The organism is Tropicibacter naphthalenivorans, assembly GCF_900176475.1.
GTDB classification, from domain to species: domain Bacteria; phylum Pseudomonadota; class Alphaproteobacteria; order Rhodobacterales; family Rhodobacteraceae; genus Tropicibacter; species Tropicibacter naphthalenivorans.
In genome coordinates, this window is sequence record NZ_FWXX01000019.1 from 24,547 (window position 1) to 39,750 (window position 15,204).

18 protein-coding genes are annotated in these 15,204 nt (G+C 62.6%); 11 read left to right on the top strand and 7 right to left on the bottom strand.

All coding sequences use genetic code 11. The annotated features are described in order from the left end of the window. Positions 1–16: 16 nt before the first annotated feature. Together iolE and iolB are read left to right on the top strand one after the other, a co-directional pair. Complete coding sequence (gene iolE, locus B9A11_RS20160) at positions 17–922, top strand: myo-inosose-2 dehydratase (RefSeq protein ID WP_058249479.1); 906 nt, start codon at positions 17–19, stop codon at positions 920–922. 8 nt (positions 923–930) lie between these two features. Continuing rightward, a complete protein-coding gene (iolB, locus tag B9A11_RS20165) occupies positions 931–1,737 on the top strand; it encodes a 5-deoxy-glucuronate isomerase (protein ID WP_058249480.1) in 807 nt (268 codons plus the stop codon). Between the two features lie 71 nt (positions 1,738–1,808). Here the strand turns inward: iolB and B9A11_RS20170 are convergent, their stop codons facing one another. Then, entirely contained in the window at positions 1,809–2,705 is an 897-nt protein-coding gene (locus tag B9A11_RS20170) for a LysR family transcriptional regulator (protein ID WP_058249481.1), read from the bottom strand. A 125-nt stretch (positions 2,706–2,830) separates the two neighbouring features. Between B9A11_RS20170 and B9A11_RS20175 the strand changes: the two genes are divergently transcribed. From B9A11_RS20175 to B9A11_RS20185, 3 genes are read left to right on the top strand one after another with little or no spacing between them, the layout of a single operon-like run. Beyond that, positions 2,831–3,406, top strand: coding sequence for an NADPH-dependent F420 reductase (locus tag B9A11_RS20175; RefSeq protein WP_058249482.1), 576 nt, complete (start codon positions 2,831–2,833; stop codon positions 3,404–3,406). Between the two features lie 30 nt (positions 3,407–3,436). Then, positions 3,437–3,856 (top strand): DoxX family protein, encoded by a 420-nt coding sequence (locus B9A11_RS20180; RefSeq protein ID WP_058249483.1) that lies wholly within the window; start codon positions 3,437–3,439, stop codon positions 3,854–3,856. 46 nt (positions 3,857–3,902) lie between these two features. Further along, positions 3,903–4,793, top strand: a complete 891-nt coding sequence (locus tag B9A11_RS20185) for an MBL fold metallo-hydrolase (protein ID WP_058249484.1) — start codon at positions 3,903–3,905, stop codon at positions 4,791–4,793. Between the two features lie 181 nt (positions 4,794–4,974). Here B9A11_RS20185 and B9A11_RS20190 read toward each other — a convergent pair whose 3' ends face one another. After that, positions 4,975–5,610 carry a hypothetical protein gene (locus B9A11_RS20190; RefSeq protein WP_234988919.1) on the bottom strand — a complete coding sequence of 212 codons (636 nt, stop codon included), beginning with the start codon at positions 5,608–5,610 and terminating at the stop codon, positions 4,975–4,977. 40 nt (positions 5,611–5,650) lie between these two features. Then, positions 5,651–5,941 carry a hypothetical protein gene (locus B9A11_RS20195; protein WP_058249498.1) on the bottom strand — a complete coding sequence of 97 codons (291 nt, stop codon included), beginning with the start codon at positions 5,939–5,941 and terminating at the stop codon, positions 5,651–5,653. Positions 5,942–6,112: 171 nt separating this feature from the next. Here B9A11_RS20195 and B9A11_RS20200 point away from each other — a divergent pair, with 171 nt between their 5' ends. Beyond that, positions 6,113–6,568, top strand: coding sequence for a hypothetical protein (locus B9A11_RS20200; protein ID WP_058249486.1), 456 nt, complete (start codon positions 6,113–6,115; stop codon positions 6,566–6,568). Between the two features lie 97 nt (positions 6,569–6,665). Here B9A11_RS20200 and B9A11_RS20205 read toward each other — a convergent pair whose 3' ends face one another. The 4 genes from B9A11_RS20205 to puuE all read right to left on the bottom strand — a co-directional run bounded on the left by B9A11_RS20205 (position 6,666) and on the right by puuE (position 10,910). Next, positions 6,666–8,024 (bottom strand): uracil-xanthine permease family protein, encoded by a 1,359-nt coding sequence (locus B9A11_RS20205; protein WP_058249499.1) that lies wholly within the window; start codon positions 8,022–8,024, stop codon positions 6,666–6,668. Positions 8,025–8,102: 78 nt separating this feature from the next. Next, the gene (locus B9A11_RS20210) at positions 8,103–8,588 is read right to left on the bottom strand and encodes an ureidoglycolate lyase (protein WP_058249487.1); all 486 of its coding nucleotides are present in this window, start codon (positions 8,586–8,588) and stop codon (positions 8,103–8,105) included. A gap of 82 nt (positions 8,589–8,670) precedes the next feature. Beyond that, a complete protein-coding gene (locus tag B9A11_RS20215) occupies positions 8,671–9,501 on the bottom strand; it encodes a bifunctional allantoicase/(S)-ureidoglycine aminohydrolase (RefSeq protein WP_058249488.1) in 831 nt (276 codons plus the stop codon). Then, complete coding sequence (puuE, locus tag B9A11_RS20220) at positions 9,498–10,910, bottom strand: allantoinase PuuE (protein WP_058249489.1); 1,413 nt, start codon at positions 10,908–10,910, stop codon at positions 9,498–9,500. Before puuE ends, B9A11_RS20215 begins: the two co-directional genes overlap by 4 nt. Before the next feature lie 143 nt (positions 10,911–11,053). Between puuE and uraH the strand changes: the two genes are divergently transcribed. The 5 genes from uraH (at position 11,054) to B9A11_RS20245 (ending at position 14,481) form a co-directional block, all read left to right on the top strand. Further along, positions 11,054–11,413, top strand: coding sequence for a hydroxyisourate hydrolase (uraH, locus tag B9A11_RS20225; RefSeq protein WP_058249490.1), 360 nt, complete (start codon positions 11,054–11,056; stop codon positions 11,411–11,413). A 56-nt stretch (positions 11,414–11,469) separates the two neighbouring features. Further along, the gene (gene smpB / locus B9A11_RS20230; protein ID WP_058249491.1) at positions 11,470–11,943 is read left to right on the top strand and encodes an SsrA-binding protein SmpB; all 474 of its coding nucleotides are present in this window, start codon (positions 11,470–11,472) and stop codon (positions 11,941–11,943) included. A 127-nt stretch (positions 11,944–12,070) separates the two neighbouring features. After that, a complete protein-coding gene (locus B9A11_RS20235; protein ID WP_058249492.1) occupies positions 12,071–12,343 on the top strand; it encodes a hypothetical protein in 273 nt (90 codons plus the stop codon). Between the two features lie 96 nt (positions 12,344–12,439). Continuing rightward, positions 12,440–13,297 carry a 3-mercaptopyruvate sulfurtransferase gene (sseA, locus tag B9A11_RS20240; RefSeq protein ID WP_058249493.1) on the top strand — a complete coding sequence of 286 codons (858 nt, stop codon included), beginning with the start codon at positions 12,440–12,442 and terminating at the stop codon, positions 13,295–13,297. Next, positions 13,297–14,481 carry an amino acid aminotransferase gene (locus B9A11_RS20245; protein WP_058249494.1) on the top strand — a complete coding sequence of 395 codons (1,185 nt, stop codon included), beginning with the start codon at positions 13,297–13,299 and terminating at the stop codon, positions 14,479–14,481. The genes sseA and B9A11_RS20245 overlap by 1 nt, the downstream gene beginning before the upstream one ends. The last annotated feature ends 723 nt before the right edge of the window (positions 14,482–15,204 follow it).

Below are 15,204 nucleotides of genomic sequence, written 5' to 3' on the forward strand. Positions count from 1 at the left end.
CAGGAAAGACAGTGACATGAGCGTCAAGATCGGCATCTCTTTGATTGCTTGGCAGAACGACGACCTGCCAGAGCTGACCGCCGCCTTTACCACCACAGGGGCGATGGAGGACGCAGGCAAGATCGGCTACCAAGGGGTCGAGCGTGGTCGCCGGATGCCCGCCGACACCGAAGGTCTGCGGGCCTATCTGGATCGCTACGGCGTCAGCCTGTGTGGCGGTTGGTGCTCGGGCAATCTGATGGTGAACGATCTTGCCACCGAGCAAGAGGCCATTCGCCAGCAGGTTGAGCAGTTCGCCGCCCTTGGCGCGCCGTGCCTCGTCTATGCCGAGTGTTCGAACACCATTCAGGGCGATCTGAACACGCCAGTTTCGCGTCGCCCCAAGCTGTCGCGGGACGAGGTCAAAACCTATGCGGCCAAGCTGAGCGAGTTGGCCAAATGGTCGGCGGATCTTGGCACGCCGCTGGCCTATCACCACCACATGGGCGCGATGGTGCAGGACGCCGAGGACATCGACTGGCTGATGGAAGGCTCCTCCCCCGACCTGCATCTGCTTTATGACACCGGCCACTTGCATTTCGCCGGGGCCGATCCGCTCGGGGTTTTGGACAAATGGGGCCACCGGGTGCGTCACGTGCATTTTAAGGACGTGCGCCAGCCCGTGCTGGACTGGGTGCGCGCCGAGGATCGCAGCTTTCTTGATGGCGTGGCGGCGGGGGTCTTTTCCGTGCCGGGCGACCCCGCGGGCATCATCGACTTTCAGGCGATCACCGACCGGCTGGCCAAGATGGACTACAAAGGTTGGATTGTCGTCGAGGCCGAACAAGACCCGGCCAAGGCCCCGCCCTTTTACTATTCAAAGCTGGGTTTTGACCACATCACCCAAATCTGTGGCCGCTCTGGCCTGACAATCGCAAAATGAGGCCCGATATGCCCGATCTTCTTCGTAAACCCTTTGGCACACACGGAAAAGTCCACGAGATCACACCGCAGTCGGCGGGCTGGCGCTATGTCGGTTTCTCGCTCTACCGCCTGCGCGCGGGCGAAACCGCCGCCGAGGCGACGGGCGACCGTGAGGTGATCCTTGTGATGGTCGAAGGCAAGGCCAAGATCACCGGCGCGGGCCAGGACTGGGGCGAATTGGGCGAGCGGATGAACGTCTTTGAAAAGACGCCGCCGCATTGTCTTTACCTGCCGAACGGCACCGATTGGACCGCCAAAGCCACCACGGATTGCGTCATCGCCGTGTGCAGCGCGCCCGGCATGGGCGGTCACGCGGCGCGCCGTATTGGCCCGGATGGCATCACCCTGACCGAACGCGGCAAGGGGACGAACACCCGTCATATCAACAACATCGCCATGGAGAACGAAGACTTTTGCGACAGTCTCCTGGTGACCGAAGTGTTCACCCCGGCGGGGCATTGGTCGTCTTATCCGTCGCACCGCCATGACGAGGATGACTATCCGCGGATCACCTACCTTGAAGAGACGTATTATCACCGGATCAACCCGGCAGAGGGCTTTGGCATCCAGCGGGTGTACACCGACGATCTGCAACTGAACGAGACGATGGCGGTGCATGACGGGGACGTGGTTCTGGTGCCGCGCGGCCACCACCCCTGCGGTGCGCCCTACGGGTTCGAGATGTATTATCTGAACGTGATGGCCGGGCCGCTGCGCAAGTGGCGCTTTGTCCCCGCGCCGCCCGTGCAATGGATCATGGACCGCGACGCCTAAGGCGTCTGCGGATCGCGACGCCTAAGGCGTCTGCGGATCGCGATGCCTAAGGCATCTGCGGAGCGCAGGGTCTACAAAACCGCCGTGGTTTTGATGTCAGCGACGGCAAAATCGATCAGGGCGCGTACCTTGCGGGGCAGGGTGCGGCCTTCGAGGTAGACGGCGGCGATGTCCGCCGAGACCCCGTCAAACCCCGCCAGCACCGGCACCAAAGCCCCCGAGGCCAGCGCTTCGGACAGGGCAAAGCGGGGCGCGTAGCACACCCCAAGGTCGGAAACGGCCAAATCCACCGCCGCGCGCGCCGAGTTCACTGAAAAGCGCCCCTGCACCTCGGTCACGACGGGCGCGCCGTCTTTCATGAACACCCAGCGGCGGGGCTGGCGGCGGTTGGTGTCCAGAATACAGGCATGATCCGCCAGTTCGGCGGGGCTTTGCAGGTTGCCCGCCTGCGCCAGATAGCCGGGGCTGGCCGCCGCCATGGTGCGCATTTCGCCCAGTTTGCGCGATTTCACCGACAACATGTCCGACTGGCCGATGCGAAAGGCCACGTCGATCCCGTCGCTGGCCAGATCGACAAAGCTGTCGTTCAACCGCAGGTCGATGGTTAGACCGGGGTTGGCGGCGGCAAAGCGCCCCAGCATCCCGCCCACGTAGCTTTCGCCAAAGGTCACGGGGGCCGACACGCGGATCACCCCAGACAGCCCCCGCGAATCTTCGGAAACGTCGGACAGCAGGTCGTCCAGCTCGTCCAGCACCGCGGGCGCGCGCAACAGCAGCTCTTCGCCCGCAGGGGTCAGGCCGACCTTGCGCGTGGTGCGTTGCAGCAGGCGCACGCCCAGACGCTGCTCCAGCTCGGCCACGTATTTCGAGGTCAGGCGGTTGGAAATGCCCAGCTGATCCGCCGCCGCAGTGAAAGAGCCGGTCATGGCGGTTGCGACAAAGGCTTTCAGCTCAACTGTGATGTCCATCAAAAGTTTCCGAACAAATCGTGGAAAGTCATTCCATAACGTCTCCATTTTGTTCGCCATAGGCAAGGCCTAATTTGGCTTCAACACAGCAAACAGCCGCCAGCGTGCGGCAGAAAGGAAACGACATGACCATCGCAATCATCGGCAACGGGAACATCGGCAGCGGGCTGGCTGGCGCGCTGAGCAAGGCAGGCCACGACGTCGCGGCCTACGACAAGGACGCCGATCTGGCGCAGGCCGTCAAGGGCGCCGACATCGTCATCCTCGCAACGCCCTTTGGCGCGGCAGAGGACATCGCCAAAGCGGCGGATTTCGCGGGCAAAATCGTGGTGGACGTGTCCAACCCGATGACCGCCGACATGTCGGGCCTGTCCGTGGGGCTGACCACCTCTGCCGCCGAGGACATCGCGGCGCTGCTGCCGGGGGCCACACTCGTCAAAGCCTTTAACACCGTGTTCGCGGGCCACTACGGCGGCGATCTGACCCTGAACGGCGCGCCGATCCAGACCTTTGTCGCCAGCGACGATGACGCCGCCAAGGACACCATCACCAAGCTCGCCGCCAGCATCGGCCTGGAGCCGATCAACGCCGGCCCGCTGAAAAACGCCCGCTACCTCGAACCGCTCGGGTTCCTGAACATCCAGTTCGGCTTTGTGCTGGGGCTGGGCGGGAACATCGCGCCTAAATGGCAAATCACCTGATTTTTCAAAAGCTTCACAAGGGACACTGACATGACCACGCAGTCTTCTGACTACGCCGCAACTCTGCTGCGCCTGACCTCTGGCGCGCTGTTCCTGGCCCACGGGTTGCTCAAGGTGAACGTCTTCACCATTCCCGGCACCGTTGGCTATTTCGAAAGCCTCGGCCTGCCCGGCTTCCTCGCCTACCTGACCATCATCGCCGAGATCGGCGGCGGTCTGGCGCTGATCCTTGGGGTGGCGACGCGGCTGGTGTCGCTGGCGCTGATCCCGGTGCTGCTGGGCGCGACCTGGGTCCACGCGGGCAACGGCTGGCTGTTCTCGGCGACGGGCGGCGGCTGGGAATTCACCGTCTTCTGGACCGTGGTGCAGGTCGCGTTGGTGTTCCTTGGGGCCGGGGCCTTTGCCCTGCGCATCCCGGCCTTGCAGCGTAGCCTTGGCCAATTCGCCTAATCTCTCTCTCTTCGCTTAAACGCAATGTTATCAGAGGACTAAACCCATGTTTCGCACTCTGACCTCTGCGCTGGCCCTCGGGCTGGCCCTGACCACCACCGCGTCGGCCCAAGAAGCCAAATCCACCGTCAACGCCACCTATGTCGCCGAATCCGCGACCACGGCGCTGGCCCCCGGTGAAAAGATCGAGAACCTGTTCACCAAGGACGCCACGCAGCCCTACATTCTGCAAAAGCTGACCGACCGGGTGTTCTTTTTCCAAAGCGGCTTTTACGGCACCGTGTTCTATGTCGGTGACGAGGGCGTCCTGCTGATCGACGCGCTGGAAGGCTCTGGCGATGCTCTGCAAAAGGCCGTGGCCGAGGTGACCGATCTGCCGGTGACCGACCTGATCTACACCCACGACCACGCCGACCACATCGCCGACGCCGCCAAGCTGCAAGGGGCGTACCCCGGCCTGACCATCCACGCGACCGAGGCCACCACCGAGCTGATGGAGCGTCTTGGATCGAACCTGCCGCGCGCCGATCAGGTGATCGAAGGCGACACGCTGACCTATGAAGACCTCACCGTCCGCGTCGTGCCGCTGAATGCCGAGGCGCACGCCCATGACCACGCGGCCTTTATCCTAGAAGGGACCGGCGTTGTGCATGTGCCGGACGTCATCAACCCCGACCAGCCGCCGTTCTGGTCCTTTGCCGGGGCGGACAGCTATCTGGGGTATCGCGACCTGATCGCGCAGATCGACAGCCTTGAGTGGGATTACCTGTCGGGCGGTCACGGCAACGTTGGCTCGCGGGATGGCATCGCCTTTTACAACCGCTTCCTCGACGATCTCGAAGCGGCTGTGGGCGAGGCGCTGGGGACCATTGCCTTTGGCACCACGGTGGAAAACCCCGCCGAGCTGAACGCCCACACCGCCTATCTGTCGACCTAGATCGCGGCGATTGGCGAATACGCGACGGACAAGCTGCGCCCGGAATATGGCGAGTACTCCGGCTTTGAATACGCCACGCCCAAGAACGCCGAGATGGTGGGCATGTACGTGTTCTCTTATCGTTAACTCATAGCGATACGGCACGCGCCGGGGCCCACTCCCCACCGGCGCGGTTTGCCGTTCAGACCATCTCGATCACGCCTTTGTCGATCGCCAGCATATAGCCGCGCCGGGCGATGTTCTTGACCAGCAGCTCGGACACGATCTGGTTGCCGAGGCCGTCACGCAAACGCTTGATCCGCGTCGCGCCCGCCGCCTCTTCGCAGTCCGAAGCATCGCGGCCAGAGATCATCCCTTCGATCTGCGCGCCGGACAGCAGTTCGTCGTCCAGACGGGCCTCGGCCAGCACCGACAGGGTTTCCATCATGGCGTCGGTCAGCTTGAACCCCATGGTGTTGAGGTAAACGGTGTTCTCCTCGCGCGAGATGATCAGCGACGACACCTCGATCCCCGACCGTTCTATCTGCGCCATGCGGCGATTGAGCGTCACCAGCATCACAAGGAACACCAGCGCCGCCACCAGCAGCGCGGCGGCAAAGACCAGCAGCACGAAAATCACCATCCGGTAGCTGGCCAGCGTATCGGAAAACGCGGTGCCGGACTGGGCGAGAATTTCCAGCAGCTTGACCTCTGCCTGCGACGTCAGGTTGTTGTTCTGCACGAAAATCCGCTCAACCCGCGTGTTGAACGCGTTGCCATCGGGCAGGGTCAGCAGCAGCACCGTGCCGGCAATCGCGAGGATCGCAACGATCCCCATGATCCCGGCGGTGATCAGGCGCGTGCTCGCGCGGCGGCTCTCAGTAACGGAGATAGTACTCACCAGCGTTGGCCTTCATTTGGTCGTCAGGTTCGGCGCCAGAGGTGCTGAGCACCGTCAACAGCGTCCAGCCCCCAGCCGCAAGACGGCTGGCAGCGGTGGCTTGGGCGGCAGACGGCGCAGGGCAGCTGCCGGGCAGCGCCAGAACGCCGTAATGCAGGCGCAGGGGGCTGTCCTGCTTGGCTTTGTAACCCACGTAGCAATCGGCAAGAGCCGCCGAGGGCAGGGCAAGGCTAAGCAGCAGCGCAAGGGATGTGAGGATCGTTTTCATGGCCCCAAGGTGCGCGTCCGGCGCGTGAAATTCAATAACAACGACAGTTTGACGGCTCGGATATTCGATAACCAGCGGGCGATATTGCCTGAATTCGGGGGGCGGGGGCAGCGTGAAGGCAGGAGGTCGCTGATCGGCGGCCAACTTGAGACCCCTAGCAGGAGAGACCCCATGTCCAAGAAATTCATCACTGGTGTGATCGCCATTGCGTCCCTGATTGCCACCCTGTCCGCCGCGCCCGCCCGCGCCGACAACAAGGACTTGCAGGCCTTTGTGGGCACCGCCGTGACGCTGTTTATGTTGCAGCAGATGCTAGAGAACAACGACCGGGTAAAGGTGCGCCGCTACGAGCCGCAGCGCTATCAGAACGCCGCCCCGAACAAGCCGCGCCACTACGACGGTGGCAACCGCCGCGCGCTGCTGCCTGCGCAATGCGAAAAGACGGTTTGGGGGCAGAACAACAAAAAGCGCAACGTGATGACGCGGTCTTGCCTCAACAACAACTTCCGCGCGGCCAAGCGTCTGCCCGACATGTGCGAGACCCGCTTTTGGCTGAACGGCAAAGTGCGCAATGGCTATAACGTCAGCTGCCTCAAGGGCAACGGCTACACCGTGGCGCGGCGCTAAGGCTTTCGAGCAGTCCTCGGGCGGAACCGGGGCAGGGGGGGTGCCCCCACGGAAAAGGGGCCCTGAGAGGCCCCTTTTTTGATGCGAGATGTGCGCCTTACTCGAGGTCTTTGGGCAGCACGAGGTTCAGGATGATCGACAGCGCTGCGGCGGGCAGCAGGCCAGAGGTCAGCAGGATCTGCATGGTTTTGGGCAGGTGCTGAAGCGCGCCCGGCTCCAGTTGCAGGCCAAGGCCGACGGACAGCGAGATCGCAAAGATCACCATGTTGCGGCGCGACCAGTTGACCTCGGACAGCATGTTCACGCCCGCCGCCGCGACCATGCCAAACATGACGATGACGCCGCCGCCCAGCACGTTGATCGGAACGGTGCGGATGACCGCGCCGACCATGGGCACCAGCCCGCAAATGATCAAGAAGATCGCGCCGATGGTCACCACGTGGCGGCTCATGACGCCGGTCATGGAAATCAGGCCGACGTTCTGGCTGAACGAGGTGTTCGGCAGGCCGCCAAATATGCCTGCGATTGCGGTGCCGAAACCGTCGGCGTAGGTTGCGCCCGCGATTTCCTTGTCGGTGGCCTCGCGGCCCGCGCCGCCCTTGCAGATGCCAGAGGTGTCGCCCACGGTCTCGATCGCCGACACGATGGCCATAAAGCACATGCCGATGACCACGGCCGAGTTGAACTCGAACCCCCACTTGAAGGGCGTCGGGATCTGGAACAGCGCTGCGCGGCTGACGTTGGCAAAGTTCACCTGCCCCATCATGTAAGCCACGGCATAGCCCACGAGGATCCCCACCAGAACGGCGGCCACAGCGAGGAACCCGCGGGTAAAGAATTTGAGCGCGAGGGTGACAACGATGACGACCAGCGCCGGAACCCACATGGCGAGCGAGCCGTATTCGGGCTTGCCGATCAGCGGAACGCCCCCGGCAGCGTATTGGATGCCCACGCGGATCAGCGCGAGGCCGATCATCAGCACGATCAGCCCGGTGACCAGCGGCGGCAGTGCAAAGCGGATGCGGCCAATGACGGTGCCAAGGACAAAGTGAAAGACGCCGCCGACCATGATGCCGGTCATCAGTCCGGCCATGCCCGCGGTGCCTTGGCCCGCGACGGCGGGAATCATGACGGGGATAAAGGCAAAAGAGGTGCCCTGCACAATGGGCAGACGCGCGCCCACCGGACCCATGCCGATGGTCTGGAACAGCGTCGCGATGCCCGCAAACAGCATGGACATCTGGATCATGTAGGTCATGTCCGGAAAGCCCTGCGCGCCTGCATCAGACCCAAAGCCGAACCCGGCGGCGCCCGCGATGATGATCGCCGGGGTCACGTTGGCGACGAACATCGCCAAAACGTGCTGGATGCCCAAGGGCACGGCCTGCGCCAGCGGTGGGGTGTAGTTGGGGTCGCGCAGCTGCTCGGGCGGGCCGAGACCGCTGCCGTGGGTCATGTCTGTCATGTGCGTTTCTCCCTTGTCCAAAGTCCGTGAGATGGCCGCCTTCTGTCGGGCGGTCCTTTGAGGTGGCCGCTAGGGGCCTGTGATGAGCACCGGCGTGTCCAGCCAGTGCTCTTCAAGGTTGGCCGTATCGCCAATGCGGTCGACGACGGCGAACAGGCCGGGGGCGTGCAGAGGGGTCAGGACCCCGTGCCACGTGCCCCGGTGAAAGTTGATGCCCTGTCCGGGCGCTGCGACAAAGGCGTGGATCGGGCCGGGGGTTTCGCCCGCTTCGGCAACGATCACCAGCCATTCGTTCTGGTGCATGGGGAGGAACGCCTGCGATCCGTCCGGGTGCCGCTCCACCAGATCAAGCGTGTAGGGCAGGGCGCGGGCCTCGGCGTTGAACAGGCTGATGCCCGCGCGCCCCTCCGGGCCAAAGTCCAACTGGGCGCGGTCGTGGTAGCGGCCGCAGAGCCCTTGGTTGATGATCTTGTCGGGATCGCCGGCGATGTCCAGAACATCGCCGAAGGGCGCGAAAGCAGCGCGGGTGAGGGGCAAAGCCTTGATTTCCATCATGCGATCCGTCCTTGGCGCGCGCTGGCAAATCTTTTCGAAAAGATTTGCAAATTCCTTGGAAGGAATTTGTCCCCCGCGCGCCTCACAGTGACAGCCCCACGTGACGGTTCACATCCTTATAGAGCAGGTAGCGGAAGGGCTCATCCCCAGTCTGGATGCAGGCCTGCGGGCAAAAGGCGCGCAGCCACATGAAGTCACCCGGGCCGACCTCGACCCAGTCCTTGTTCAGCAGGTAGCGCGCGGTGCCTTGCAGCACATACAGCCCGTGTTCCATCACATGTGTCTCGGCAAAGGGGATCTGCCCCCCCGGCAAGAACGTTACAATATTGCCGTGGCAGTCGTGGCGCAGGTCCGTCGGTTCGACAAAGCGCGTGGTGCCCCAGGTGTCCGACCCCGGCATCCAGTTGATCGGCGTTTCGGCGTCGGTGGTGACCAAGGCTGTGGGTTTTTCGATCCCCGGCGCGGGCTCCCAGCGTTTGCGAATCCAGTGGAACTGCAAAACCTCGGAACCGGGGTTGGTGATCGTCCATTTCACCCCGGCGGGGATCGAGGCATAGCCGCCTGCCGTCATCTCGTGCACCGCGCCGTCAATGGTCAGTTGCGCCGCGCCGTTTGCGATGAGCAGGATGGCCTGCGCCTCTGCGTCGGGCTCTGGCGTGTCGGATCCGCCGCCCGGAGCCACCTCGACCGCGTATTGCGCAAAGGTCTCGGCAAAGCCGGTCAGCGGGCGGGCGATGATCCATGCGCGGGTGTCTGACCACCCCGGCAGAAAGGACGTCACGATGTCACGCATCGTGTTGGCCGGGATCACCGCGTAGCTTTCGGTAAAGATCGCGGTGCCTTCGGGGTTGTCGTCCATGGGAGGCAGCCCCCCCGGCGGAAAGGCATAGCTGCGCGGTCCGATGTCACTCATAGCATGTCCTCCAGTCGCAGCCGTGCGATGCGTTCGACCTGACGGCAGGCCTCGGCGAATTCGGTGTCCGTGTCGTTGGCGATGCGGCGGTCAAAGGCGGCAAGGATGCCCGCCTTGTCGTGGTCCCGCACCGCGATGATAAAGGGAAAGCCGTGCTTGGCGGTGTAGGCCGCGTTCAGCTCGGTAAAGCGTGCGCGTTCCTCATCGGTCAGCGCATCAAGACCCGCCGAGGCCTGTTCCGAGGTGCTCTCGGCGGTCAGGCGTTTCGCGGCGGCCAGCTTGCCCGCCAGATCGGGGTGGGCATTGAGCACGCCAAGACGCTCTTCGGCGCTGGCCGAGCGGAACATCCGGGCAAGCGCATTGGCGATTCCGGCGGCGCAGTCGTGCGACGGACCAAGCTCCAGGTCAAAGGCGCGCTCGGCGATCCACGGCGAATGCTCGTAGATCGCGCCGAATTTGGCCACAAAGCGCTCGCGGTCCATTTGCGAGGGGCGTTCCTTGGCCACCGGGGGGTGCACCTTGGCCCAGTGCTCGGCGATGTCCAGCCGTGTCGGGGTCCAGACGCCGTCGAACCCGGCGATGTAATCGAGGAAGCGTTTCAGACCCGCAATCTTGCCCGGACGGCCAATCAAACGGCAGTGCAGGCCGATGCTCATCATCGCGGCGCGGCCCGCTTGCCCTTCGGCATAGAGCGTGTCGAAGGCGTCCTTGAGATACTGGTAAAAATGTTCGCCGGTGACATAGCCCGGCGCACCGGCAAAGCGCATGTCGTTGGCTTCGAGCGTATAGGGAATGATCAGCTGATCGCGCCCGCCCACCTGCGCCCAATAGGGCAGGTCGTCATCGTAAGTATCCGAGATATAGGCGAATTGCCCGGTCTCGGCCGTCAAGGGCACGGTGTTCATGGAACAGCGCCCGGTGTACCAGCCGCGCGGGGGCTCGCCCACAACCTCGGTGTGCAGGCGGATGGCTTCGGCAATCTGGGCGCGCTCTTCGGCTTCGGGCATGTCCTTGTGCTCGACCCATTTCAGCCCGTGCGAGGCGATTTCCCAACCGGCGTCTTTCATGGCTTCGACCTGAACCGGCGACCGGGCGAGCGCCGTTGCCACGCCGTAGATCGTCACCGGGACGTTGGCGCCGGTGAACAGCTCGTGCAGACGCCAAAAGCCCGCCCGCGCGCCGTATTCGTAGATCGATTCCATGTTCCAATGGCGCTGCCCCACCCACGGCTGCGCGCCGATGATGTCGGACAAAAATGCCTCGGACCCGGCGTCGCCGTGCAGAACGTTATTCTCGCCGCCTTCTTCGTAGTTCAGGACGAATTGCACGGCGATCTTTGCCCCGCCCGGCCATTGCGGATCAGGGCGGTTCGGGCCGTAGCCCAGCATGTCTCGGGTGTATCGTGTCATTTCTACTTGCTCTTTAAGGTGTTCTTCACTGTAATCCGGAAAATCCCGAAAGATTTTCAAAAATTTCCAAAAGGACTTGTGGGCAGTCTTTGCGCATGAATTGGACGGAGTTTCGGGTAAGCTGACGGAAAAAGGGGCAAGAGATGTCTGACGGGTATTTGACGACGCATGTTCTGGACACGGCCAAGGGCTGTCCGGCAGAGGGGCTGAAGATCGCGCTGTTCCGGCTGGACGGTGAGACGCGCGAAGCCATCGCCACCACGCAAACCAACGCTGACGGGCGCACCGACAGTCCGATTCTGCCGAAGGGTGACTTTGCGACGGGCACCTATGAGCTGGTCTTTCACGCGGGCGACTATCTGCGCGCCAGCGGGCAGGCGGGGGACGATCCGCTGTTTCTGGACGTGGTGCCGATCCGCTTTGGCATGTCGGACGCAGACGCGCATTACCATGTGCCGCTGCTGCTGTCGCCCTACGGCTATTCGACCTATCGCGGCAGCTAAGGCGAAACCGCGCGTGGCCCATAGACAGCGGCGCGCGGGCGCACTATCTCCTGCGCATGGCTAAGAAACCGAAATCAGACCCCAATTACAAAATCATCGCCGAAAACCGGCGGGCGCGTTACGATTACTCGATCGTGGACGATCTCGAATGCGGGATCATCCTGAGCGGCTCCGAGGTCAAATCGATGCGCGAGAACAACACCAACATCGCCGAAAGCTATGCAGCGGTGGAGGATGGGGAACTGTGGCTGGTGAACTCTTATATCGCGCCCTACGAGCGCGCGATGTTCGGCCATGAGGAACGACGTCGCCGCAAGCTGCTGGTCTCTAAGAAAGAGCTGTCGCGGCTGTGGAACGAAACCCAGCGCAAGGGCATGACGCTGGTGCCGCTGGTGATGTATTTCAACCACAAGGGGATCGCCAAGATCAAGATTGGCATCGCCAAGGGTAAGAAAAACCACGACAAACGCGAAACAGAGGCCAAGCGCGACTGGGGTCGTCAAAAGCAGCGTCTGCTCAAGCAGGGCTGATTGGTCCGGGACCGCGACTGGGAAAACGTCAGGGGAAAACCTGCCGGTCTTTCACGCTGCGGCGGTGGTGGGGCACGCATAGGCTGGCCCGCAATGGGTGTAGGCCATGGGTACAGGTGGGGTCGGTATGGACATCATTATCGGGACATGTGCGGGGGCTTTGGTCGGCAAGGCGGCGCATCATCTGCGTAGCCTGCCATTTGAGCGCGCCGTACCGGGCGTGGCGCTGGGCGCCCTCAGCGGCGGGCTTGGCGGCAAGATTCTGACCCTCGTTGGCGCACCGCCAGAGATCAGCGGGTTTGGCCCGCAGGCCGGTCTGGCGCTGGGGCAAATGGCCGGGGGCGGGCTGGTCAGCCTTGGCGTGCTCTTGGCGATCGGCGCAATTCGTCGTAGAATGTAGGCTCAAACCCCGTTCACAGGTGTATTCGGCCCCTGTCATACTTGCATGACACGGCGCGCGCGCATATGGACAAGGCGACCAAGAAACGGGTGCGCTATGGCTGTCGACGATCCAAAAACGCTGGTTTCCACCGAGTGGTTGGCCAAACATCTCAAGGACCCGGATCTGCGGATTCTGGACGGCAGTTGGTATCTGCCCTCCGCGGGCCGCGATCCCAAGGCGGAATACGACGCGGCACATATCGTCGGCGCGCGGTTCTTTGACATCGACGAAGTCTGCGATCTGCGTTCGGACCTGCCGCACATGGCGCCTCCGGTCGAGAAATTCATGTCGCGGATGCGCGCGCTTGGCGTGGGTGACGGCCATCAGGTGGTGGTCTACGACGGCGCGGGCCTGATGTCGGCGGCGCGCGTGTGGTGGCTGTTCAAGCTCATGGGGCAGGACAATGTCGCTGTGCTGGACGGCGGCTTGCCCAAGTGGCAGTTCGAAGGCCGCGAGATCGAAGACCTGCCCCCCGTGATCCGTGACCGCCACATGACGGTGCGCCGTCAGGCCCAGCTGGTCAAGGACGTCACGCAAGTCTCCTCGGCCTCGAAACTGAAAGATCACGAGATCATCGACGCGCGTTCGGCGGGCCGTTTCGCCGGGACCGAGCCTGAACCGCGCAAAGGTTTGCGCGGCGGGCATATCCCCGGCTCGAAAAACGTGCCGTTTACCACGCTGCTGACCGAGGACGGGACGCTCAAGCCGGTCGAAGAGCTGCGCGCGATTTTCACCGCCGCCGGCGTCGACCTGACCAAGCCCGCGATCACCACCTGCGGCTCTGGCGTGACGGCGGCTGTCCTCAGCCTCGCGCTGAGCGTGTTGGGCAAAAATGACCATTCCCTTTATGACGGATCCTGGGCCGAGTGGGGCGCCTTCCCGACCCTTCCCGTCGCCACTGGAGAGAACTGATGTTCGAGAACCTCAAGGAACAACCCGCCGACAAGATCCTGCAACTGATGCAGATGTACAAAGAAGACCCCCGCGACACCAAGATTGACCTTGGCGTGGGTGTCTACAAGGACGCAAGCGGCAACACCCCGGTGATGCGCGCCATCAAGGCGGCGGAAAAGCAGCTGTGGGAAGCCGAGACCACCAAGGCCTACACCGGCCTTGCGGGCGATCCGGCCTATGGCGACGCGATGATCAAGCTGGTTCTGGGCGATGCCGTGGCGCGCGCCAATGTGGCCGCCGCCGCGACGCCGGGTGGCACGGGCGCTGTGCGTCAGGGCTTTGACCTGATCCGCATGGCGAACCCCGACGCCAAGGTCTGGGTCTCTGATCCCACCTGGCCGAACCACCTGTCGATCCTCAAGCACATGGGCATGACCAAGGTCGACTACCGTTATTTCGACAGCGAAACCCGCGGCGTTGATTTCGAAGGCATGATGGCCGATCTGGCAGGCGTCGCCGCCGGGGACGTCGTTCTGGTGCACGGCTGCTGCCACAACCCGACCGGTGCCAACCTGAACATGGCCCAGTGGGGCGAGCTGGTCGAGCTGCTGAACGCCAAGGGCGCGATCCCCATGGTCGACATCGCCTACCAAGGCTTTGGTGACGGTCTGGAAGAAGACGCGCAGGCGGTCCGCCTGATCGCGTCCAAGTGCCCCGAGGTGCTGATTGCCGCGTCCTGCTCCAAGAACTTTGGTATCTACCGCGAGCGTACTGGCCTGCTGATGACCGTCTGCAACGACCCCTCGCGTCAAAAGCTGAATCAGGGCACGCTGAACTACCTGAACCGCCAGAACTACAGCTTCCCGCCGGATCACGGCGCACGTCTGGTGACCATGGTTCTGACCGATGACGCGCTGCGCGCCGACTGGATGGCCGAACTCGAAGAAGTCCGTCTGTCGATGCTGGGCCTGCGCGAGCAGCTGGCAAGCGAATTGCAGCGCCTGTCCGGCTCGGATCGTTTTGGGTTCATCGCGCAGCACCGAGGCATGTTCTCGCGTCTGGGCACCACGCCTGAGATGGTCGAAAAGCTGCGCGCCGATCACGGCATCTATATGGTCGGCGACTCGCGCCTGAACATCGCCGGTCTGAACAAGACGACCGTGCCGATTCTGGCCGAAGCGATCATCAAGGTCGGCATCTGATCCGATCCTTATATATATGAGTTACGAAAAGCGGGCCTTTGGGTCCGCTTTTTGCGTTTTGGGGCTGGTCCGAGTCGGGCGAGTCGGGGTTTTGCGGTGGCGATTCACGACTGTTGCGGCGCGAGTCTGGGGATAAGTCTGTGGGTTACTTATGCTCTATGCCAAAGCGCTCGCCGCTAAGCGGCATTTTTCAGGCGGCTGCGCGCCTTGGTTGCGCTATCGGAGGGTGGAGATGTGATTTATATCGTTGTTTATCAGTGCTTTACAAGAAAGATGGTGGAAAATCGAAATTTCCTTCAAAAACCGCTTGCGGGTTTTGGGTGATAACCTTAGAACCCCCTTCACCGGCGGCGCTGAGGCGCTACGGGGCGCTGCGGCGGGACAGAACGAGGCACTGGTTGCTGAGGGACGGGACGCTGAGGCGGAGAGAATTTTGAGGCATTGACGGCGGGGCGCGCCAGTAAGTTAGGGCGCATCTCGTTGGTATTTGTCTCTACGCTATTTGAAATTGATGGTATCTGAAGAGATATGTGGGCGACTTAGGTTCATTTCGATGAACAAATGTCTGCATATCAACGTCTTTAGGCGATGATCGCTGGGCTCGAGTAGCGAAGCGATGGCGCCGATGATAAGATGTCAGCTTCACTGTTTGGACGGCTTTCGGTATCTTTTGGTACTGAAGCACAGACAAACAGATGACTTTCATTGCATTCCATACCTAGC

Coding starts and splice junctions, on each gene's coding strand:
- B9A11_RS20205 (WP_058249499.1), bottom strand. CDS start 8,024: ATGACCCACGGCAGCGGTCTCGGCCCGCCCGAGCAGCTGCGCGACCCC.
- B9A11_RS20200 (WP_058249486.1), top strand. CDS start 6,113: ATGTCCAAGAAATTCATCACTGGTGTGATCGCCATTGCGTCCCTGATT.
- B9A11_RS20245 (WP_058249494.1), top strand. CDS start 13,297: ATGTTCGAGAACCTCAAGGAACAACCCGCCGACAAGATCCTGCAACTG.
- B9A11_RS20215 (WP_058249488.1), bottom strand. CDS start 9,501: ATGAGTGACATCGGACCGCGCAGCTATGCCTTTCCGCCGGGGGGGCTG.
- B9A11_RS20180 (WP_058249483.1), top strand. CDS start 3,437: ATGACCACGCAGTCTTCTGACTACGCCGCAACTCTGCTGCGCCTGACC.
- B9A11_RS20185 (WP_058249484.1), top strand. CDS start 3,903: ATGTTTCGCACTCTGACCTCTGCGCTGGCCCTCGGGCTGGCCCTGACC.
- B9A11_RS20235 (WP_058249492.1), top strand. CDS start 12,071: ATGGACATCATTATCGGGACATGTGCGGGGGCTTTGGTCGGCAAGGCG.
- B9A11_RS20175 (WP_058249482.1), top strand. CDS start 2,831: ATGACCATCGCAATCATCGGCAACGGGAACATCGGCAGCGGGCTGGCT.
- B9A11_RS20170 (WP_058249481.1), bottom strand. CDS start 2,705: ATGGACATCACAGTTGAGCTGAAAGCCTTTGTCGCAACCGCCATGACC.
- iolE (WP_058249479.1), top strand. CDS start 17: ATGAGCGTCAAGATCGGCATCTCTTTGATTGCTTGGCAGAACGACGAC.
- B9A11_RS20190 (WP_234988919.1), bottom strand. CDS start 5,610: ATGGGGATCGTTGCGATCCTCGCGATTGCCGGCACGGTGCTGCTGCTG.
- B9A11_RS20195 (WP_058249498.1), bottom strand. CDS start 5,941: ATGAAAACGATCCTCACATCCCTTGCGCTGCTGCTTAGCCTTGCCCTG.
- uraH (WP_058249490.1), top strand. CDS start 11,054: ATGTCTGACGGGTATTTGACGACGCATGTTCTGGACACGGCCAAGGGC.
- sseA (WP_058249493.1), top strand. CDS start 12,440: ATGGCTGTCGACGATCCAAAAACGCTGGTTTCCACCGAGTGGTTGGCC.
- iolB (WP_058249480.1), top strand. CDS start 931: ATGCCCGATCTTCTTCGTAAACCCTTTGGCACACACGGAAAAGTCCAC.
- B9A11_RS20210 (WP_058249487.1), bottom strand. CDS start 8,588: ATGATGGAAATCAAGGCTTTGCCCCTCACCCGCGCTGCTTTCGCGCCC.
- smpB (WP_058249491.1), top strand. CDS start 11,470: ATGGCTAAGAAACCGAAATCAGACCCCAATTACAAAATCATCGCCGAA.
- puuE (WP_058249489.1), bottom strand. CDS start 10,910: ATGACACGATACACCCGAGACATGCTGGGCTACGGCCCGAACCGCCCT.